Source organism: Shewanella olleyana, from assembly GCF_023283825.1.
Taxonomy (GTDB): Bacteria; Pseudomonadota; Gammaproteobacteria; order Enterobacterales; family Shewanellaceae; genus Shewanella; species Shewanella olleyana.
Genome location: NZ_JAKILD010000016.1, coordinates 80,484 through 102,809, shown reverse-complemented (window position 1 = coordinate 102,809; position 22,326 = coordinate 80,484). Strand labels below are relative to the sequence as shown.

17 protein-coding genes are annotated in these 22,326 nt (G+C 40.1%); 11 read left to right on the top strand and 6 right to left on the bottom strand.

The window, feature by feature from the left end:
• Window positions 1-532 precede the first annotated feature (532 nt).
• Together L2735_RS12770 and ettA are read right to left on the bottom strand one after the other, a co-directional pair.
• Window positions 533-1,720 (bottom strand): hypothetical protein, encoded by a 1,188-nt coding sequence (locus L2735_RS12770; protein WP_248985071.1) that lies wholly within the window; start codon window positions 1,718-1,720, stop codon window positions 533-535.
• Window positions 1,721-2,304: 584 nt separating this feature from the next.
• Window positions 2,305-3,972, bottom strand: a complete 1,668-nt coding sequence (gene ettA / locus L2735_RS12765; protein ID WP_248985070.1) for an energy-dependent translational throttle protein EttA — start codon at window positions 3,970-3,972, stop codon at window positions 2,305-2,307.
• A 271-nt stretch (window positions 3,973-4,243) separates the two neighbouring features.
• Between ettA and L2735_RS12760 the strand changes: the two genes are divergently transcribed.
• The 10 genes from L2735_RS12760 to L2735_RS12715 all read left to right on the top strand — a co-directional run bounded on the left by L2735_RS12760 (window position 4,244) and on the right by L2735_RS12715 (window position 13,904).
• Window positions 4,244-5,995, top strand: a complete 1,752-nt coding sequence (locus tag L2735_RS12760; protein ID WP_248985069.1) for a DUF3943 domain-containing protein — start codon at window positions 4,244-4,246, stop codon at window positions 5,993-5,995.
• 321 nt (window positions 5,996-6,316) lie between these two features.
• Entirely contained in the window at window positions 6,317-7,573 is a 1,257-nt protein-coding gene (glyA, locus tag L2735_RS12755; RefSeq protein WP_248985068.1) for a serine hydroxymethyltransferase, read from the top strand.
• A 238-nt stretch (window positions 7,574-7,811) separates the two neighbouring features.
• The gene (gene nrdR / locus L2735_RS12750; RefSeq protein WP_153914843.1) at window positions 7,812-8,261 is read left to right on the top strand and encodes a transcriptional regulator NrdR; all 450 of its coding nucleotides are present in this window, start codon (window positions 7,812-7,814) and stop codon (window positions 8,259-8,261) included.
• Window positions 8,262-8,323: 62 nt separating this feature from the next.
• Entirely contained in the window at window positions 8,324-9,463 is a 1,140-nt protein-coding gene (ribD, locus tag L2735_RS12745) for a bifunctional diaminohydroxyphosphoribosylaminopyrimidine deaminase/5-amino-6-(5-phosphoribosylamino)uracil reductase RibD (protein WP_248985067.1), read from the top strand.
• Between the two features lie 63 nt (window positions 9,464-9,526).
• Window positions 9,527-10,183 (top strand): riboflavin synthase, encoded by a 657-nt coding sequence (locus tag L2735_RS12740; protein WP_248985066.1) that lies wholly within the window; start codon window positions 9,527-9,529, stop codon window positions 10,181-10,183.
• Between the two features lie 55 nt (window positions 10,184-10,238).
• Window positions 10,239-11,342: a bifunctional 3,4-dihydroxy-2-butanone-4-phosphate synthase/GTP cyclohydrolase II gene (gene ribBA, locus L2735_RS12735; protein WP_248985065.1), complete on the top strand. Its 1,104-nt coding sequence runs from the start codon at window positions 10,239-10,241 to the stop codon at window positions 11,340-11,342.
• Window positions 11,343-11,463: 121 nt separating this feature from the next.
• Window positions 11,464-11,943 (top strand): 6,7-dimethyl-8-ribityllumazine synthase, encoded by a 480-nt coding sequence (gene ribH, locus L2735_RS12730; protein ID WP_248985064.1) that lies wholly within the window; start codon window positions 11,464-11,466, stop codon window positions 11,941-11,943.
• A gap of 14 nt (window positions 11,944-11,957) precedes the next feature.
• The gene (nusB, locus tag L2735_RS12725) at window positions 11,958-12,362 is read left to right on the top strand and encodes a transcription antitermination factor NusB (protein ID WP_076543020.1); all 405 of its coding nucleotides are present in this window, start codon (window positions 11,958-11,960) and stop codon (window positions 12,360-12,362) included.
• 94 nt (window positions 12,363-12,456) lie between these two features.
• Window positions 12,457-13,413 (top strand): thiamine-phosphate kinase, encoded by a 957-nt coding sequence (thiL, locus tag L2735_RS12720; protein WP_248985063.1) that lies wholly within the window; start codon window positions 12,457-12,459, stop codon window positions 13,411-13,413.
• Window positions 13,413-13,904 (top strand): phosphatidylglycerophosphatase A family protein, encoded by a 492-nt coding sequence (locus L2735_RS12715; RefSeq protein WP_248985062.1) that lies wholly within the window; start codon window positions 13,413-13,415, stop codon window positions 13,902-13,904. Before thiL ends, L2735_RS12715 begins: the two co-directional genes overlap by 1 nt.
• Window positions 13,905-14,107: 203 nt before the next feature.
• On the opposite strand, the gene recN is transcribed toward L2735_RS12715, so the two are convergent.
• The 4 genes from recN to barA all read right to left on the bottom strand — a co-directional run bounded on the left by recN (window position 14,108) and on the right by barA (window position 20,639).
• Window positions 14,108-15,766: a DNA repair protein RecN gene (gene recN / locus L2735_RS12710; RefSeq protein ID WP_248985061.1), complete on the bottom strand. Its 1,659-nt coding sequence runs from the start codon at window positions 15,764-15,766 to the stop codon at window positions 14,108-14,110.
• Window positions 15,767-15,902: 136 nt separating this feature from the next.
• A complete protein-coding gene (locus tag L2735_RS12705) occupies window positions 15,903-16,868 on the bottom strand; it encodes an AEC family transporter (protein ID WP_248985060.1) in 966 nt (321 codons plus the stop codon).
• Window positions 16,869-17,224: 356 nt separating this feature from the next.
• Window positions 17,225-17,836, bottom strand: a complete 612-nt coding sequence (locus L2735_RS12700) for a YjaG family protein (RefSeq protein ID WP_248985059.1) — start codon at window positions 17,834-17,836, stop codon at window positions 17,225-17,227.
• Entirely contained in the window at window positions 17,829-20,639 is a 2,811-nt protein-coding gene (barA, locus tag L2735_RS12695) for a two-component sensor histidine kinase BarA (RefSeq protein WP_428848312.1), read from the bottom strand. The genes L2735_RS12700 and barA overlap by 8 nt, the downstream gene beginning before the upstream one ends.
• A gap of 119 nt (window positions 20,640-20,758) precedes the next feature.
• On the opposite strand from barA, the gene rlmD reads away from it, so the two are divergent.
• Window positions 20,759-22,120, top strand: coding sequence for a 23S rRNA (uracil(1939)-C(5))-methyltransferase RlmD (gene rlmD / locus L2735_RS12690; RefSeq protein WP_248985057.1), 1,362 nt, complete (start codon window positions 20,759-20,761; stop codon window positions 22,118-22,120).
• The last annotated feature ends 206 nt before the right edge of the window (window positions 22,121-22,326 follow it).

Genomic DNA, 22,326 nt, shown 5'->3' with positions numbered 1-22,326 from the left:
ACTATTTTAATCAAAAAAAGGCATATAAGAGTAAAGGAATGTAAAGCAAAGCAGATAAGATTGTAACCAAACATACTGATAACAAAAGTGTTTATGTATATGATCGCAAGTGGTGTTAAATGATCTCAGTTATTACTATTTGATTACAAAGCAAGGGTTTTGTGACTTGAATTAAATGTTGATGTTTAATGCATATACCCAAACTACTTGAAGATACGTGTTTCAGAGCTTCACCGTGTTTTCAATACTAGGCGCGTTAATGCGGTAATGTAGGTACCTTATAAATTAGCGCAACAACGTAGTGGGAACACGGTGAAACTCCCTGAGGGCAAGTTTTACACGCGTTTATGCTGCGTTATTGATTTTGAAAAGGGAATAACCATTACCCGCAATCAATGCCTTGCCTAAACGCGTGTAAATTCTTGCTGAAATCGAGCATCTTCAGGTTGTTTGGGTATATTAAAAAGCCACCTCATACTCATAGTTGGAGGTGGCTAAAATTGTTCTGCAGAACTAAATACTAAAAATCACTTTAAAGCTTAGCTGACGGGCTAGAATCAAAGCTTTCTTCTTGCTCGGTTGTTGCAGGTTCAATCCCCATAAAGTACTCGTAACCTTTATCTTGCATACTTTTTTTAGGTTTATTGGTTGAAGCTTTAACATTGCTGTTTAGCATATCCGTTGGTTTTGGCTTCATTTTCATTGTTTGTTTTTTATGTTCACTCTTAGGTAAGGTGACCATATCGTTATTTTGGGCTGTGTTATTGAAGTTATAACTGAAGACGCCGTTGCCCTGAATAAACTCAACACTCGATTTATCTTCTGAATGATAAGAAGCTAAAATACCATGTTGACCCAGTGGAACTTCATGAAACAGCTCGCGACCCGTACCAATTTTTACGCCATCAATAAACCAGTCAGCAGCGACATTACTCACTAAGGTAATCATGGCTGATTTAAGTCCTAATTGCTCATTAATTAATGAATCAATTTTACTGTTATAAGATGGTTTAAAAGCCATTTTAATCTTGTAGTTTAAATTACCGCTCATGTTCATGCTGGCATCAATAACATCGTATGATAAAAGCACGCTGCGTTCATTTAAAAAGGGGTCAGTTTTAATTGTGTTGGTAACGATATAGCTTTCTGAATCTTTTAAACAATCATTAATTGATTGAAACTTAGAACATAATGTCGAACCGTCTAAATCAACAGATTGAACCGTATCAGGCTTAGACACATCGGCGATGACACGTTTAGTTATTTCACTTTTAAGTGCAGCTAATTGTTCATCCTTATTGGTACGAGTGTTATTGATAACATCGTATTCAGCCATGATAGATTTATATTCTCTTTTAAGAGATTTGCCATCGATATCATATTTGGTTTCAAGCTGATCAATTTTAAGGACTAATGTTTCGAGTTCTTTATAAAAAGAATTGAGGTTAGATCGAGATAAAATTCTGGTCGGCAACTTAGAGACTAAATGCTCATACTCAGTTTGCTTACTCTTAATTTCGACGCTCAGTGCATGATAATCAGATTCATTTTTCTTATGAGTCGACAACTTATCGTTCGCAGAAATAAGTAAACTATCAATATTATATTTTTGCTCAATTTCTTGTAGTTTTTGAGTTTCACTACTAGAAATGACTTCTAAACCAAATGAGCTACTTGCGTAAAAACATAATAAAATAAAAGCAATTTGACTGTATCTCACTGATTTCTCCATTTTTATTTGATTTTTTGATGTATAACCTAAAGCTATCGTCATCGTTTAACAGTTAAATAAGCCGTCAATATTTTTATAGTACTTAAGTTAATTTGTCTTTACAAATAGATTGTGGGATTTTGACGCTTTTTTACAATGATGTCACAGCGAGGCGTTATGGGAGCTTGCAGCAGTGTTTTATTGATACGACATGATACTTAAATAAGTTATTTAAGTGTTTGTTAATGCTGCCTAATTGAACTGTAACTTGAAGAACAAAAAAAGAGACTTCATCTATTGTTATCAATTCTCAAATAGCAGTTTTACATCGTAGTGATATAGATTAATGTAACCAACTTGTTGGTGCAGTGGTATTCGTCATTTTTATGACATGGTAATTGCTAATTGTTGTTTTCAGCTATTACAGCCGCTTTTTTGCACAAAACATAAAAAAGCCCCAATTTAAACATTTTGCTTTAAAGAGCCATTGTTTAAATTGGGGCTTAATATTTTAAAAGCTGAATACCAACGGTAGCAGCTTTAGATAACTTTTACTTGTAACTGCTTACTTACAAATGCTTATCTACAAGTGTTTACTTGGCGATGCGCTTGTATTTTAGGCGATGAGGTTCAATGGCTTCAGTACCTAAATGCTCTTTTAACCAAGCAGTATATTCAGTGTAGTTACCTTCATAGAAGTTAACTTGACCTTCATCGCGGTAATCTAAGATGTGGGTAGCAATTCTATCCAAGAACCAACGGTCATGAGAAATGACCATGGCACAACCTGGGAACTCTAATAGCGCTTCTTCTAAAGCTCGTAGCGTTTCAACATCCAAGTCATTGGTTGGTTCATCGAGAAGTAATACGTTACCGCCAGCTTGCAATAATTTAGCAAGATGAACACGGTTACGCTCACCACCTGATAAGGTACCAATAATTTTTTGCTGGTCGCCACCACGGAAGTTAAAGCGGCCTACATAGGCGCGACTTGGGATTTCTGTGTTATTGATGCGCATGATATCTTGGCCGTCGGAAATTTCTTGCCAGACAGTGTTTTTATCATTCATCGAATCACGGAACTGCTCAACTGAAGCAATTTGTACTGATTCGCCCACTTCAATGCTGCCGCTATCAGGTTGTTCGGCACCAGAAATCATCTTAAATAAAGTTGATTTACCCGCGCCGTTAGCACCGATAATGCCGACAATAGCGCCTTTAGGTACAGCAAAAGTTAAATTATCAATTAATACACGATCGCCATATGACTTAGTCAAATTATTCACTTCAATGACTTTATCGCCTAAGCGAGGTCCTGGTGGAATAAACAACTCGTTTGTTTCATTACGTTTCTGGTAGTCGTTGGTGTTCAACTCTTCAAAGCGAGCCATACGGGCCTTACCTTTAGATTGACGGCCTTTAGAACCTTGACGTACCCATTCTAATTCTTTTTGAATGGTTTTCTGGCGCGCACTTTCAGTCGATGACTCTTGTTGCAGACGCGCATCTTTTTGCTCTAGCCATGAAGAGTAGTTACCTTCCCATGGAATACCTTCACCACGGTCAAGCTCTAAAATCCAGCCAGCTGCATTATCCAAGAAATATCTATCATGGGTAATAGCCACAACGGTGCCAGTGTAATCTTGTAAGAAGCGCTCAAGCCATGCGACTGATTCTGCATCCAAGTGGTTGGTTGGTTCATCGAGTAACAACATGTCAGGCTTTTCAAGTAATAAGCGACAAATAGCTACACGGCGACGTTCACCACCCGAAAGCACTTCGATTTTTTCATCCCAATCAGGAAGACGCAGTGCATTGGCTGCTCTGTCTAATACCACATCAAGGTTATGTGCATCTTGAGATTGAATAATCGCTTCAAGCTGACCTTGCTCTTTTGCTAGGGCATCAAAATCTGCATCAGGTTCAGCATAAAGTGCGTACACTTCATCTAAACGCGTTAGTGCATTTTTGGCTTCACTAACAGCTTCTTCAATCGCTTCACGAACCGTTTGTGATTCATCAAGCTTAGGTTCTTGGGGAAGATAGCCAATTTTAAGATCTTGCATCGGGCGAGCTTCGCCTTCGATTTCAGTATCTAATCCCGCCATAATTCTAAGTAAAGTTGATTTACCTGAACCGTTTAAACCAAGAACACCAATCTTGGCGCCTGGGAAAAAACTAAGGGAAATATCTTTAAGGATTTGTTTCTTAGGCGGAACAATTTTGCCCACTCTAAGCATGCTATATACAAACTGAGCCATATTTATATCTCTTTGACTAAGGTTCGAACTAGGAAATTTAATTAATTCTACTTGAATCTGACCCTAACTTAAAACCGAACTTATATTATTGAAAATTTAATCGACAATATAATTTCGAATTGCTGCGATATGAAAGCTGTATATAGTAAAGAATAAATGTAACATTGTTATAACACTATGGTTGAGGGGGACAGGCTCAACAATCAGTTGACCACTGAAAGGTATGTATAAGCAGTGAATCTTTAAAACATGTTAAGGGATTAAATTGATAATGATAAGAGGGAAGGTCTTAAAGAAAGCGCTACTACCCAATACGCTACTACCAAATATGCTATTTTCAATATCACTATTTTGTTTGTCTAACCAAGTCTATGCTCAGCAATTAGGTATAGAAAAGATTGAAGGAATTTCTTTTTCTGATGAGGGTTTGGGTTCTGTCGCTCCAGAAAGTCTCTCCAATAATGTTAATTCAGTTAACCTAGATTTTTTTAATTTAGCTAATTTTGGCGTTAATGATCCTTCTGGTCTATCTAGAAGCAGTCTTGCTGCAAACTCTGGGAATACGAGTATTAATAGCTCAGGTGTTTCAGAAGGGGAAAGTTTTCTTACTGATCCACAGTTAGTTGATAAAAACTGGTGGGGAGCACTAGCTGAAGTTTCAACTCTACTTGTTATTGGCGAAGTGCTTTATCTTTCAAGTGAAGAAAGCATGGAAGGAGATTTCGATTATGAAATTGAAGGAGATACAGGCCAATATTTTGTGGATCGTATCGTGTCGAATGATTCTTGGAAACTTGATGACAATAAGGTCGGCATGAATTGGGGCCATACCTACGCTGGCGCACTTTATTATCAAGCTTTTCGGAATTATAACTTTAATTACTATGAATCTTTAGCGGGTAATTTTGTCGCATCGGCAGTCTGGGAAGTGTTTGCGGAATATAAAGAAGTGGTGAGTGTGAATGATCAAATAGTGACTACCTTTGGTGGGGCTGTATTAGGTGAGAGCTTACTTCAACTATCTGAAATGTTAGATTCAAAACAAGGCTGGCTCCCGACGACTTTTGCTAGTGTATTCAATCCCGCTAAAACAATTAAAGGTTGGTTTGGTTATGATAACCCTCAGCGATTTAATCGAGAATATGCGAAAGATAAATTTAACATTTACACCGGTGCGATATATTCCACGAAGCAAGAAGCTGATATTGCAACGACCTCATTAATATTGGGTTTAGAAGCGAGTATCGATAGTGTTCAGGGGAAATTTGATGGGTTGTCTGCGACGCCTAGCCAAGTAGAGTTGAATATGGAACTCGGGATATCAAATGAAGGAATTGAAGATTGGCAAATGGATTCTTCAGTCTTCTTAGGCGGTTGGACTAGTGGTGAAAATATCTTATTAGACTCTAAAAATGGTCTGAATACTTGGTTTTTAGGGCCATCAATGGGACTTGAATATAGCAGTTTAGGTCAAGATGAAGAGGAAGATTTTTATGCTGCGATTAATGTGATTGGTTTATCTGCAGGTTCACAATGGTTTGTGGGTGATGTCAATATCAGTATTCGAGGCGACTTGTTCGCTGATTTTAGTATGGTTAAGCCCTTTGCAACTAAAAACTATCGTCAAAATGGTGGTCTTTTTTGGGGAACAAAGTCAGTGCTTTGGGAAGGTGGTTATGGGTATGCTTTAGGTCATACAGCCAAGTTAAAACTAGAGGCAAATTATAAAGAGTTGTTATTAGGCGTTAAGTTTCAAAGTCAACGCTGGGACTCAATTGATGATAATGAGTTTAACCGCAGTAGTGATTGGAACCCAAACGTCAATGACCTCGACTTTAAAGATGCACGGGATAGGTACGAAACTTATCTCGATGTGCCTTTGACTGATAATATGAATATCAGTATTCATCATGAGCGAATTGATCGAAGTGGGACATTAACTGGGATTGAAAATTTGGCTATTTCAAATCGAAATGATGAAACAGAAAGCCGCAGCAGTATTCAATTTGTTTATCAATATTAACTTCAAAAACATTGTCTTTGTGAGAGTTAATCTTATTCTGTTTTACCCATTAAATGGGCAGTCGATCAAAATTACATAGTTGATTCATTTTTAGAAAAGAGTTTTCTTAAAATAGTTACAAGACTATGAAACTAAGAGCGAAATTGGTTTTTACTATGAAATACAATTACTGAAAGCTGCTAATACTTACAAATTATAGATGGCAAATGGTATTCATGATTAATTGCAAGTAATTTCATGTTTCAAATGCTGGGATTGTGATCAATTGCGCTGTATCATACCGCGCAACCCTACTATAAGAATTAACAGCTGGAGTGAGTAATGCTGAAAAAAGATATGAATATCGCGGATTATGATCCACAACTATTTGCAGCAATTGAAGATGAAACGCGCCGTCAAGAAGAGCACATCGAACTCATTGCTTCTGAAAACTATACCAGCCCGCGCGTCCTTGAAGCCCAAGGTTCTCAGCTAACGAACAAGTATGCTGAAGGTTATCCTGGAAAGCGTTACTACGGTGGTTGTGAACATGTAGATATCGCAGAAGAGTTAGCGATTTCTCGTGCAAAGGAATTGTTTGGCGCGACATACGCAAACGTACAGCCACATTCTGGTTCTCAAGCAAACTCAGCCGTTTTCATGGCGCTACTTCAAGGCGGTGATACTGTTTTAGGTATGAGCCTAGCCCATGGTGGTCACCTGACCCATGGTTCTCAAGTGAGTTTTTCTGGCAAGCTTTATAATGCTGTCCAGTACGGTATCGATGAAACTACAGGTAAAATTGATTACGCTGAAGTTGAGCGTTTAGCTGTTGAACATAAACCAAAAATGATTATCGCTGGTTTCTCTGCATATTCTGGCATTATCGATTGGGGCAAGTTCCGTGAAATCGCTGACAAAGTCGGTGCTTACTTATTCGTAGATATGGCTCACGTAGCAGGTCTTGTTGCTGCAGGTATTTACCCGAATCCACTTCCTCATGCACATGTTGTAACCACTACCACTCATAAAACCCTTGCAGGTCCTCGTGGTGGTTTGATTCTTTCAGCTGCTGATGATGAAGATATCTACAAAAAGTTAAATTCTGCAGTATTCCCAGGTGGCCAAGGCGGTCCTTTAATGCATGTTATCGCTGCTAAAGCGGTTGCATTTAAAGAAGCACTTGATCCTGAATTTACGACTTACCAAGAGCAAGTTGTTGCTAATGCTAAAGTGATGGCGAAAACCTTCATTGAGCGTGGTTACGATGTTGTTTCTGGCGGTACAGATAACCACTTATTCTTGCTAGATTTGATCAGCAAAGATATGACAGGTAAAGATGCCGATGCTGCGTTAGGTAAAGCTAACATCACTGTAAACAAAAACTCTGTACCAAATGACCCACGTTCACCTTTTGTGACTTCAGGTCTTCGTATTGGCTCTCCTGCAATTACACGTCGCGGCTTCACTGAAACAGAATCAGTAGAGCTAACAAACTGGATGTGTGATGTATTAGATGACATTACCAACGAAGCTACCATTGAGCGCGTTAAGAACCAAGTGCTTGAGTTATGTGCTAAATATCCTGTTTACGGATAATTGTTGACGGGTTTAAGGTTGCGGATAAAACCGTGACTTAATGTTTATATAAGTTGAGCAATTTTTATCTAGAAAATGCTAGCGAATATTGCTCTTCATAATTAGACACATTATCCATTTGAACTAAGTAGGATAATCTTATCGATAAGGTTAACCTTATTAAGTAAATAGGATAAACTTTAATGGCTGTAAGTACCTTGTGCTTACGGCCATTTTATTTTTATTTTCAGGAGCGAATATGCATTGCCCATTTTGTAGCGCGACAGATACTAAAGTGATTGACTCTCGTCTTGTGGCTGATGGCCACCAAGTCCGTCGCCGCCGGGAATGTACATTGTGCCATGAACGTTTCACCACTTTTGAAGGTGCCGAATTAGTTATGCCGCGAGTGATTAAACAAGATGGCACTCGACAACCGTTTGATGAAGATAAACTTCGAGGCGGCATGTTGCGCGCGGTAGAAAAGCGTCCAGTGTCTATTGACCAAATTGAGCAAGCATTAACTAAAATCAAATCGACCTTAAGAGGGACGGGTGAGCGCGAGATTGACTCAGCAATGATTGGTAATTTAATGATGGAACAATTAATGGTCCTAGATAAAGTGGCTTATATTCGCTTCGCTTCAGTTTATCGTGCCTTTGAGGATGTTTCCCAGTTTGGTGAAGCCATCGCTAAGCTACAAAAGTAATTTCTGTTCCCCATATTGAGGCTGTAGATTATGTTTACAGCCGCTATTTCAAGTAGGTGTTTATGTCTCAATGGTCTATTACTGATATTGAAATGATGAGCCTGGCAATTTCTTTAGCCGAAAAAGGGCGTTACACCACTCGTCCAAATCCCAATGTCGGTTGTGTTATCGCTGTCGATGATCAAATTATTGGTCAGGGTTACCATATTAAAGCGGGTGGCCCTCACGCTGAAATTCATGCACTTCAAGATGTCGATGCCAAACAAAATCAACAGCAATTATTAGCTTCCACGGCCTATGTCACCCTTGAACCTTGTAGTCATTATGGCCGTACACCTCCTTGCGCATTAGCATTAATTAAAGCGGGTGTTAAAAGAGTTGTGATTGCTGAAGTTGATGCTAATCCGCAAGTTGCTGGAAATGGCATCCGATTATTAACTGAAGCGGGCGTGCAGGTTGATGTAGGTTTACTTACCGAACAAGCTAAATTACTCAATTTAGGCTTCACTAAAAAAATGACCACAGGCCTGCCTCGAATTACAATTAAATTGGCTGCTAGTATTGATGGTAAAACGGCACTTTCGAATGGGGTGTCTAAATGGATTACTGGGCCAGAAGCACGAGCTGACGTGCAAAAGTTACGCGCTCGTCATTGTGCACTGGTAACGGGTGTTGAAACAGTACTTGCTGATAACCCAACGCTAAATGTGCGTTATGAGGAGTTAGGCAGCTTGAAAAGCTCACTTGCGTCCTCAGATCTACAGCAACCTTTGCGGGTTATTTTAGATAGTAAAGCAAGGCTAACGAGTGAAATGAAGCTATTTGATTTTACATCACCTGTATTGTTGGTTTCCTGTGTGGATTACCCCGCAGAAGTACAAGAAAAATTTAACAATCATGTTAGTTGTATCACTATTGCCACAAATGAAGATGGACGCGTTGATTTACATGCGTTATTTACTTATTTAGGTAAGCAATGTAATTCAGTACTAGTTGAGGCAGGAGCCTGTCTTGCTGGTAGTGTGCTTAATGAAAACCTTGCTGATGAACTTTACCTTTATCAAGCAATGAAAATTTTAGGCAGTCACGGCCGTAATTTATTACAACTGAACGACTATCAAACTATGGAACAAATTCCTGAATTACAATTGGTCGATTCAAGACGCGTTGGAAATGATCAACGGATGATTTTCAATCTCTAGTTCCAATTAGCTAACTGATAATAATCGAATCGAACTGAACCGAATTAAAACAAGTGAGTATTTATGTTTACCGGCATTATTGAAGCCTTAGGCACATTGAGAAAAATCGAGCGCAAAGGGGATGACATTCGCCTAAACGTTGCCAGCGGAAATTTGGATTTATCTGATGTGAAACTAGGCGATAGTATTGCGACCAATGGCGTATGTTTAACTGTGGTGCAATGTCTCGCAGATGGTTATGTCGCCGATATTTCAGCTGAAACAGTCGCGTTAACAGGTTTCGCTAACTATCATGTCGGTCAAAAGGTAAACCTAGAAAAAGCGGTACTGCCAACGACTCGACTTGGCGGGCATATGGTCAGTGGCCATGTTGACGGTATTGCTGCAGTAGAACAGCGAAGTGTTCGCGGTAAAGCCATTGAATTTTGGTTAGCAGCGCCTGCTGAGTTAGCCCACTATATTGCACACAAAGGCTCAATTACCATTGATGGTGTTAGCTTGACGGTTAATGAAATTGACCGTCATCGCTTTCGTTTAACGATAGTGCCACACACCGCATCAGAAACAACACTAACCAACTTACAAGCTGGCGATAAGGTTAATATTGAAGTTGACCTTATTGCACGATATTTAGAACGCTTAATGAATCCGCAAAAGCCTGAGAAAGCATCAGGCGGAGTAACAATGGAAATGTTAGCCAGCGCTGGATTTATGCGATAACCCTCTTTTTACCCTATATTGCAGATATGGGGAATAACAACACAAAGGTCTTAACATGGCACTACATAGTATAGAAGAGATCATCGAAGACATTCGTCAAGGTAAAATGGTTATCTTGATGGACGACGAAGACAGAGAAAACGAAGGTGACTTGATTATGGCGGCCGAAAAGGTCACGCCTGAAGCAATCAACTTTATGGCGACATATGGCCGTGGCTTAATCTGTCAAACTATGACTAGAGAACGCTGCCAACAATTAAATCTACCTTTAATGGTGACTAATAATAACGCCCAATTCTCAACTAATTTTACTGTTTCTATTGAAGCGGCAACCGGTGTTACTACGGGTATTTCAGCCCATGACCGCGCTGTTACTGTACAAGCTGCAGTTGCCAAAGATGCAAAAGCAGCTGACTTAGTTCAACCTGGACATATTTTCCCATTAATGGCTCAAGATGGCGGCGTACTGACGCGTGCCGGTCATACTGAAGCGGGTTGTGATTTAGCCCGTTTAGCGGGTCTTGAACCATCAGGTGTGATTGTTGAAATTCTCAATGATGACGGCACCATGGCTCGCTGTCCTGACTTAGAAATTTTCAGCGAAAACCACGGCGTTAAAATGGGTACCATTGCTGATTTAATTGAGTACCGTAACACTAAAGAAACCACCGTTGTACGTGAAGCAGAATGTAAACTGCCAACACGTTTCGGCGAGTTCAAAATGGTGACTTTTAGAGACACTATCGATAACCAATTACACTATGCCTTAGTGAAAGGAAACGTTGAGGAGAACTGTCTAGTGCGTGTTCACCTACAAAACACCTTTAATGATCTATTGCATTCTGAACGCGACCAAAAGCGTAGCTGGCCATTAGAAAAAGCCATGGAGCGTATTGCATCTGAAGGCGGTGTTTTGGTGTTATTGGGTCACGAAGAGCATTCAAGTGAAATGCTTGCGAAAGTGAAAGCTTTTGAAGCTGAAGATAATGGCCAAGCGCCAGCTGCAGCTAAATGGGAAGGGACTTCTCGAAAAGTAGGAATCGGCTCACAAATTCTATCCAGTCTTGGTGTTAGCACAATGCGTTTATTGAGCTCACCAAAACATTATCATTCGTTGTCAGGCTTTGGTTTAGAAGTTACTGATTACATTGCAGAATAATTCACTAATTTAGTGAAGTTAACATTTATCATTAATTGCACAGGACTCAGGGCATTTTGCTGTGGTATTATACCGCCACTTTTGCCCAGAGCTGGGTGCTTTAGCTAATTTAGGTAAGATAATGAACGTAGTTCAAGGTAATATCGAAGCAAAAAATGCCAAAGTTGCGATTGTAGTATCGCGTTTCAACAGTTTTTTAGTTGAAAGTCTGCTTGATGGCGCAATAGATACACTAAAACGTTTTGGTCAGGTTGACGATGCCAACATTACTGTTGTTCGTGTTCCTGGCGCTGTTGAATTACCACTTGCTGCACGTCGTGTTGCTGCATCTGGAAAGTTTGACGGTATCATTGCACTAGGTGCAGTGATTCGTGGTGGTACTCCGCATTTTGATTTAGTTGCAGGCGAGTGTAACAAGGGTCTAGCTCAAGTTGCTTTAGAGTTTGATATCCCAGTTTCATTTGGCGTGTTAACCACAGATACCATTGAGCAAGCAATCGAACGCTCTGGTACTAAAGCAGGTAACAAAGGCACTGAAGCTGCTCTTGGCCTTCTTGAAATGGTTAACGTTCTGCAAGAATTAGAACAACAGTTGGTATAGTAGTAGGAAAAGTAATGAAGCCTTCAGAGCGCCGTAAGGCACGCCGTTTAGCTGTTCAAGCTATTTATTCGTGGCAATTAAGCAAGAATAACGTTGCTGATGTTGAACATGAATTTTTAACTGAGCAAAACATTAACGGTGTTGATGTAGCTTATTTTCGTGAATTGCTATCAGGTGTAGCCACGAAAGCAACTCAACTTGATGATCTTCTAAAACCTCACTTAGATCGTGATATTGAAGATGTATCTCCAGTTGAAAAAGCCATTGTGCGCTTAGCTGCATATGAATTAACTTATCGTAAAGATGTGCCATATAAAGTGGCTATCAACGAAGGTATCGAATTAGCGAAAGCGTTTGGTGCTGACGACAGCCATAAGTTTGTCAATGGTATGCTAGATAAGCTTGTTACTCGCAAGTAATGAATGAAAACGGTATCTTCGGATACCGTTTTTGTATGGCTTAAGATACTTCTATAAAACATATAGGTGGGCGGGCAACCGTACCAGATTTATCGTGAAAGAATTCCAACTTATTGAACAATTTTTCCGTGATAAAGGCCAACAGCGCCGCGATGTTCATCTCGGTATCGGCGATGATTGCGCACTCGTGCAACCAGCAGAAGACAAATCTATCGCAATTTCATGCGACACGCTCGTAGAAAACGTCCACTTCTTGCCAACCATGCCAGCTCATGAGTTAGGTTATAAAGCTGTGGCTGTTAATTTGTCAGATTTAGCGGCAATGGGCGCAGATCCTGCTTGGATGACATTAGCGTTAACCTTACCCGATGTAGATAATCAATGGCTACAAGACTTCAGTGAAGGTTTGTTTGAAGCGGCAGAATATTACAGCGTTAGTTTAATTGGTGGTGATACAACCCGTGGCCCACGTTGTATTAATGTGACTATCCATGGTCAAGTCCCAACAGGTAAAGCATTGACCCGTGGCGGCGCTAAGATAGGTGATTGGATCTATGTCACTGGCACTTTAGGTGATTCAGCTTTAGGCCTTGATTTACTTTTAGGCAAAAAAGAAGTTGATCCGCAATACAAAGAGTTTTTGATTAACCGTCATTACCATCCAACCCCAAGGATCATTGCAGGCCAAGCTCTGCGCACACTAGCGTCAAGTGCAATTGATTTATCCGATGGATTAAACTCAGATATTAACCATGTTTTAAAAGCCTCAGACGTCGGTGCTATTATTGATGTGAATGAGTTACCTTTGTCTAAATCTCTCTTAGAGTCAGTAGGTAAAAAGGATGCGATTAACTACGCACTGACCGGAGGTGAAGATTATGAGCTATTATTCACAGTCCCAGAGTCGCAGCGTGGTGCGTTAGATACGGCATTGATCCATGCTGGTGTTAAGTTTGTCAAAATTGGCCAAATTTGCGCTGGTGATAAATTGCGATTGGTATCTGATGGACAACCTTATGAGTTAGACTCGAAAAATTTTGAGCATTTTTAATGAATTTATTATCAACTGATCCAGCAGTATTAAAACTCTCTTTAAAAAATCCGGTGCACTTTTTAGCGTTAGGATTTGGTAGTGGTTTAGCAGCTAAAGCACCTGGTACGTTTGGTACCCTTGCAGCTGTTCCATTGGTTTATTTAATGGGGCATTTGAGCTTAACCGCATTTATTATTATCACGGTTATCAGTACGCTTGTGGGCTTTTACATTTGTGATAAAGCCGCAAAGGACATGGGCGTACATGACCATGGCGCCATCGTTTGGGATGAAGTAGCAGGATTGATGATTACCATGGTTGCGGCTCCTGCTGGCTTGATATGGTTAGTGATTGGTTTTGCATTATTTCGTTTCTTCGACATTCTAAAACCTTGGCCTATCCGTTGGTTAGATGCCAAAGTTCACGGCGGTTTTGGCATTATGATTGACGATGTGCTTGCTGGCATCTTTGCGCTAGTGTGTTTACAAGCTATTTATTATTTTGTGTAAACAGTATTGAAATCTACTGTGGCTAACTTAAAAGCTAGGCAGTGAAGAATAAAAAAAGCCCACGTTAACGTGAGCTTTTTTTATGAGCTAAACCTAGGTGACAACATTTAGACGCTACAAGTAAGGTGCTACTAGATAGCTGCTATATTAATTTAATGACCCTATTTAAGTCTTTTCTAATGAGAAGCCCTAATGAGTCGTTATTAATGCAAAAGTTCTCTAGCATTCGCTAAGGTATTTTCAGTAATCACATCACCAGCAAGTAACCTTGCCAGCTCACTAATACGCTGCTCTTTATCGAGAGGCTTCATCTGGGTTTCTGTACCGCCACTTTTGGTAAATTTATTCACCAGCATATGCTGATGCCCATTACCGGCAACTTGCGGTAAGTGAGTCACGCAAATAACCTGAGTTGATTCCCCTAGGCTTCTTAGCATTCGGCCAACCACTGCGGCTGTAGGGCCAGATATGCCCACATCAACTTCATCGAATATCAGTGTCGGTGTGGAAACCTTTTTAGCGGTTATAACCTGAATCCCCAACCCTATACGTGATAACTCGCCTCCTGAGGCAACTTTGGCAATGGGCTGTAATGGTTGGCCTGGGTTAGTGGCAACCTGAAACTCTATTTGATCACTGCCTAATAATGACTGGATGTCAGGGTTAAAATTAACAGCAATGCTGAATTTTCCCTTTGGCATGTTCAGTTCATGAATCGATTGGGTCACCAGTTTATTTAACTCTTTAGCATAACGTAAGCGACTCTGGCTGAGTTTCTGAGCATTTTTGATATAGGCTTGTTTACTGTCATCAACTTGCTGCTGTATTTCATCAAGGCGGCTAGCATCATTACTTAACTCTGTGAGTTCTGCTTTAAGTTGTTGATGATGCTCAGCAAGTTGCTCGGTTTGTACATGATGTTTACGTGCCAGTTGCATTGCTTTAGAAATACGTTGCTCAAGAAAGGCAAAATGCTCAGGGTCGAGTTCAATTCTACTGAGGTAATCTTGTACTTCACTGCTACTTTCTTGGACCTGTATTAAGGCTTCATTGAGCATTTCTGCGATATTTTTAAGGCTAGGGTCAAAGCTTTGTAAATTATCAGCAAATCCCACAGCTCGGTTAAGTAGTGACTCAACATTATGTTCATCATCTTCACTTAAGAGCTGTAAGGTATTTTGACAAGTTTCAATTAAGTCGGTGCCATTCGCTAAGCGTTTATGCTCTTGCTCAATTTGTTCAAATTCACCAGGTAAAAGTGCGAATTCATCTAACTCTTCAACTTGATACTGAACCAGCTGCTTTCTTGCGATACGTTCTTGTTGGTTTTGCTGTAATTGCTTTAGTTCATTTTCGATATTTTTACAGCGTTGATAGCTTTTACTTACGCTATCAAGCAACAGTTTATGGTTTGCGTAGCTGTCGAGTAGGGTAAGTTGATGCTCACTTTTGAGCATTGCATGGTGTGCATGTTGACCATGTATACCAACAAATAATTGCCCCAATGCTTTTAATTGAGAAAGTGGTACTGGATTACCGTTTATGTAGGCGCGAGAGCGGCCATCAGCACTAATGGTTCGACGTAAAATACATTCTTCTTCAACATCAAGATCATTGTCCTCAAGCCAGCGCTTGGCGAAAGGAACATCATCTAGCGTAAAGCGAGCACTGACCTCAGCTTTGCTAGCGCCAGGTCTTACCGTATTAGCATCTGCACGATTTCCAAGGCAGAGACCTAATGCGTCTATTGCGATGGATTTACCTGCGCCTGTTTCGCCAGTAATACTGGTCATGCCGGCTTTAAAGTCGAGCTCTAGAAAACGTACAATCGCGAAATTATTAATGCTTAATTGGCAAAGCATAATCAATCCTTGTGTGAATAATCATCAAACCACTGTATCTACAAACAGTGTACACTGTTTTTTTATACAGTAAAGTGCTGGTTAGATATTTTGTTTGCCGAATTTATAGTCGGTGAACCACCTTTTAAAAGCTTATTTAACTTAAGCCGTGTAGTAGTTTTTCAATGATAGGCAAGGTTATAAAAGTGGCAATGGTACTGATAAGAATGCATTTAGCGCTAGCTAATGCATAGGTTTGGTAACGTTGAGCGAGTAAGTAAACACTTGCCGCAGAGGGTAGTGCAGCAAGAATAACACCCATAATGAGAAGTTCAGTATCGACGCCGAAATATCGCAATAAGAAATAGGCGATAACGGGCTGGAATACCAGTTTTAAAATATTGAGCACAGTCATTTCGATAGCGATATGCCGCCTCGGTAATGCGGGTTCAGCGCCGCCGTGCATTGCTTTTGCTAACACCATACCAATAGCGAACAGTGCACAAGGGCTCGATGTGTTGCCAATAAGTCGCATCATCATGCTAAGACTATCTGGTATAGGGAGTTTAACTGCGGAGGCTGCAACCCCTAGGGCACAACCAATGACAATTGGGTTACTAATGAGAGCGTTGAGCATAATAATCACTGGATGGTGTTTTTGCTGCTTATTAATGGCCAGCTCCATACTGACCATCGCAAAGGCAAACATCACAATAGATAATAAACTGGCAATGGCCGCAGCAGTTACTGCGTGATTATCGCCAGGGTATAGCATCATCATCAAGGGGATCCCAATAAAGGCAGTATTACCAAAACTGGTATTAAGCCCCCTAATTGCAGCTAATGCAGGTTGCTTTTTATCAGCCGATAACGAGATGACAGCTGTGACAAAATAGGTTACTACCATGGCAAGGCCAAATGAGAAAATAAATCCCCATTGCAAAATTTCATCGATGTCAGTTTCAGCTAAGGCAATAAACAATATAGCAGGGAAGGCAACATAATAAACATATTCATTAAGAGTAAAGTCGGTATCATGAGGTAAGACTTTAAGCTTTTGTATAATAAAGCCTAAAAGCATAATACCGAAAACGGCAATAAGAGGGGTAAGAATACTGGGCATCCCTCAATCCTTATTAATGAGTAAAGTGATAGGCGCTAGTGGCGAGCTATTTTAAGCAGCTCAAGCTTAAAGTACACAAGCTGAACATTGTAAAAGTTAAAATGAAATTAAAGCGTAAAACCATCAATAAACAGTAGATGGTTACAAAAAATTATTGGCTATAATTTGACTGAGTAATCGCATTTAATAGCGATGGTACTAAATGAGTCTACTAGAAATTGCGTGAAATAAAATGCGATTAAGGTCTTACTTTAGATGATGAAAGGGCTTTGAAAGGATTAAAGGGAGTGTTGCTGGCACCACTCCCACAATTTTTCTCAATAAACAGAGTAACTTTCTATTACTTACTGAGCGACTTACTGAGCGCTAATCCCAATATTTGAAACACCCGCATCAACAATTTCTTTTCGAAGTTCTTTAATGAATTCAGCCGAAATTTTAGGGTTGCTCTCGATAATATCTAGCAGCATTCCTTGAAGTTCTTTTTCTTCTTGCATCACTGGATGATTGAAAACAAATTCTTCAACGACTTCTTCATTTAGTTCGTCTTGTAACTCTTCTACGCTAATGGCTTCAATATAATTAGCGACGGTGCTTGAAGACAGTTTACTGATATTAGTAATGTCTTCTTCTATTTTTCCTTGAATTCCACCCAGAAGCGTTGTTAAAGCAACCGCTGCATCCATCGCTGGGTACACTCCGTATGCTTCAAAATCACTTGGTTCGGGTGTGTTATCTTCAAGACGCTGTAAGTGAATGTCGTAGTTAAACTTAAGTTTTTTGTCGTACTGCGACTGCCAAAGCAAGTCCAATACCGTGCTTAACATTTTTGGCTCACCAAACTCGCATACTTCTGAAAACAATTGGTAGTTAGGTAGCATGCGCTGGCAAAGTGCGGTAGCAAATAATTGCTTTTGAGGTAAAGATAACGCTTTTAAACGTTTAAAAAAGCCGGGTTTATTACTCATTGGGAACATCCGCTGATAACTGTGATATCACTTGATTTGCTGCTGATTCTACCTTAGTTAGCTCATCAAGTAACTCTAGTATTTCCGGTTCTAGATCATCAAGGCTAATTTTTTTCTTCAGGGCTGACTCTATCTCTTGGCAAAGCTTTTGGGTATTAGGGACGCCGCAGTAGCAGCTTGCGCCATGAAGCTTATGAACTGTTTGCAACATTAGATCGCTATCAGCCTCTTTCATCGCAGTTTCAATATTGCTGACACTCTCTGGTAATGAAGTCACCAACATTTGCAGCATTTCAATCGCTAAATCTGGCTTTTGATTGGTTTGGGCTAAACACAGCTCCCAATTAAGCGTGTGCATATCAAAATGAGTAAATTTAGGTTTGCTTATCCAGCGGTTGATGACGCCTTTTAGAGCTGCTTCATCAATGGGTTTAGGTAAGTATCCATCCATACCACTGCCTAAAATCAATTCACGCTCTTCTGCAATAGCGTGAGCGGTAACAGCAATGATAGGAGTGTTTCGATTGAGTGATTCTTGGCGAATAAACTTAGTGGCTGTAATCCCATCTGTGCCAGGCATTTGAATATCCATAAAGATGACATCAAACGTCTGTTGCTTGGCATATTTAACGGCATCGTCGCCATTGTTGACAGAGATAACATTGACCACAATCTCTTTTAACAGGGTGTCGATAAGCTTTAAGTTAGCTAAATTGTCATCGACAGCCAATACACTTAAGTTCTTGCGCTCATAAACAACGTCTTGGTTTATTTCAGTTAGCAACGCCGTTTGGGTTGGTGGATGAATAAGTTGATTGGCTAAATCGTAGTCACTGATTGGCATACTCATCAATATGTCAGTATTTGGGCGTAAGGCTTTATTGAGAATCTCTTGTTGCTCAATACAGTCATGCAGTAATACTAAACAAGCGGTTTTCTCTCTGGCAATTTTCAAAAATTCGAGCAACTGTTCTTCATCGTTAAAACCGTGACAACTAATGAGGATATAATCATAGTGTACTTGGCTTGATGAAAGCGTCGTTTCCAGATGATTTACTTGTCCTACCGAGGTTAAGTGCAGTCCCCACGCTTCAAAGCGACGATTGAAAGTATCACGAGTTAATTCACGAGTTTCAAACAATAATAGGGTCTTATCTCTTAATGTTTCGAGATGCAGCACTTCACCAATATGAAATTGACTTAATTCTAACGGCAGCATAAACCAGAAGGTTGAGCCTTTATTGGGTGTTGATGTAAAACCAATTTGTCCCCCCATCTGATTAATTAGGCGTTTAGTAATCACTAAGCCAAGACCTGTACCGCCAAAGCGTCTGGAAATTGAAGAATCTGCCTGACCAAATGCTTGGAATAAATATTCTTGCTGACTTTCGTCAATGCCAATACCTGTATCAATGACTTCACAGCGCAATGTAATGCTTTCATCTTTTTGACCAACAAGATGAATTTTTAATACCACGCTGCCATGGTCAGTAAATTTAATCGCATTACCAATCAAGTTAGTCATGATTTGACCAACACGCATAGCATCACCGCTGACACTTTCTGGCACGTTATCATCGATATCAATAACCAATTCGATGTTTTTCTGTTGGGCACTGCCTGAGACAATACTGACGGTTTCTGAAATCGTTTCTCGAAGTGCGAATGGCATTTTTTCAAGTACCATTTTACCCGCTTCAAGTTTAGAGAAGTCCAGAATATCGTTAATGATACCGAGTAAGTTACTGGCACTGCGTTCAATGGTTTTAATGTAATCAAGCTGGCTTGAATGCAAAGGCGTTTTGATTAATTGTCTCGAGAAACCGATGACACCATTAAGAGGCGTTCGTAGTTCATGGGACATATTAGCTAAGAACTCGGATTTAATTCTGCTGGCTTCTAGGGCACGTTTTTTGGCTAAATCTAATTCAACGTTTTGAATTTCAATTTGTTCTAAGGTTTCTCGCAAATCTGAAGTGGCTTGGTCGATGTTTTGCTGCATTTCATCATGATATTCAGACAATGAGCTCGCCATGGCATTAATACCACGTTTTAATAAATCTAATTCACCAATGAGTTGGCCATCTAATCTGGTATCAAGCTTACCTTCACGGATTTTTGCCACCACCCTAACCATTTCGGTAATCGGGTAGTTAACGTGTTTTACCAACCTAAAAGTAAAAAATAGATTTAACTGCACACCAATTAGTACTATCACAAACGCTGCAATGGCGGCGCGATGCTGCTCTAGTAAGGCATTTTCTTTATTCAGTAGAATAGAAATATAGCCAAGGATTTGCTGGCCTTCAGCATTTGTCAGCGTTGGCGCGGCAGTTTGAGTCGGGGAGGAATTGGTAATGTAATTATTATTGCGCTGATTGACACCCGTATGAGAAATGATCGGTACTCGAATAACCATAGTGTCGTCTATGGTTTCATATTGGCTGGCAATCAAGGATTCAAGCGCTCTGGTGTAGCGCATGCTTTCAAAATCTTTGTGGTAATGAGAGGTGACAAATAACTGGTTGTCGATGTCGAAAATTGCAATAGAGTGGATTAATGCTGAATGATTAAGTTGTGATGCAGCTAATAAGCGTTTACTGGCTTCTCTATCTTCGGTGACTAATCCAAATTCACTCGCAATGGCTAAAGGTTCTACAATACTTCGACCTTGAGCGATTAAGGTTTCTTCAAGTTCATAAAAACGGTTTATGGTGAAGTAACTTCCAAGTAGAATACCCACCATGACAGTAGGTGCTAACGCAAGTACCAGCACCCATGAACGGAGGCTGTATTTGGTCATGTTGTTAGCATTATTCATCGTGAAGTTATTATTCCTAAAGACTTTTATCAATTATGTTGTCTAGACTGCCAGAAACACAGCACTCTTGACCAGTAATTTATTCAAAACCAGAGGCCAAAATGGCGCAATTTTTTAAAGCAAAACCAAACAAGACTAAGCAGTTATCCGCAAAGTTGAGTTTAACGGTATCACAACTCGATCACCTCGGTGCAGGTATTGCACAGCATAACGGGAAAGTCGTGTTTGTACCGGGTGCGCTTCCTGGTGAAACGGTGACAGCTCAACTAACCGAACAAAAGAAGAAATATGCGAAAGCAAAATTAATAAAAGTTGACCATCCAACAGCCAGTCGGGTTAACGCCCAGTGCCAACATTATCACCAATGTGGCGGCTGTGATTTACAGCATATGAGCATTGAAGCCCAACGTGAGCATAAACAATCAGCTCTAACTAATTTAATCAGCAAGCTGGCAACTAAGGTTGATGAATCGATAGTGACAGCAGCGGTTACTGGCAATGAGTGGCATTACCGTCGCCGTGCTCGCTTAGCTACTTTGTTTGATAAAAAGTCGAAAACCTTACAGTTAGGGTTTCGCGCGGCTAACAGTAGCGATATTGTGCAAATCAAACAATGTGATGTATTGGCAAAATCATTGTCGGTGCTCATCACGCCTTTCACTGAGTTACTTAATCAGTTGCAAGCTAAAACCACATTAGGCCATTTGGAGCTCACAGAAGCTGAAAATGGCTTGTTTGCTGTGCTGAGAATAACTAAGCAGCTTAAGCTGGGCGATCAGCAGTTATTAGTTAGCTTTGCTAAAAGCCATAATATTAATTTGTTAGTGCAAGACAATGACAGTGCGATTCATTCATTACATTCTACAACGGGTTCTAGCGAAGACGCAGATATCAAGCTGCCACAGTATAGTTTAGCTGATGGCCAAGTTGATTGCCGCTTTAGCCCTGGCAATTTTGTTCAGGTCAATGCAGATATTAATGAGCTAATGGTGGCACAAGCGATAGAGTGGCTCGAGCCACAAGCAAACGAGCGAATATTAGACCTGTTTTGTGGTGTCGGTAACTTTAGCTTACCTCTTGCTACCCAAGCTGCCGATGTCATTGGTGTTGAAGGAGTGCCTGAAATGGTCGCTCAAGCTAAACAAAATGCCTTAGATAATAAGCTTACTAACTTAAGTTTCTTTCATGCCGATTTAAGTGCTGATTTATCAGAAGCCAAGTGGCTTGGACGTATTGATAAGTTATTACTTGATCCTGCTAGAGCGGGCGCTTATGAAAGTTTACAGTGGCTTTCAAAAATGAAGCCTAAAAAAGTGGTTTATGTGTCTTGTAACCCTGCAAGTTTAGCGCGAGACAGCCAAGTGTTAATCGAACAAGGGTACAAATTAAAGCGGCTCACTATGCTAGATATGTTTCCTCAAACTCATCATATTGAGGCAATGGCATTATTTGAAACAAAGTGATGCTTAGTTAGCGGGTGCATTATTAGTGGTGGCAATGTTAGCGGGCGAAATGTTGCCGATAGAACATTCGTTAGCAATCTGATGATTTATTATTGATAACTGATATACGTACATCTTGTTTAAGCTAGAAAGTGTTGAATAAATAATCGGTTCTCGGCTTTTTAAGTAAGAATTTGTAAAATGATTAATATTAATTTGACATAGAT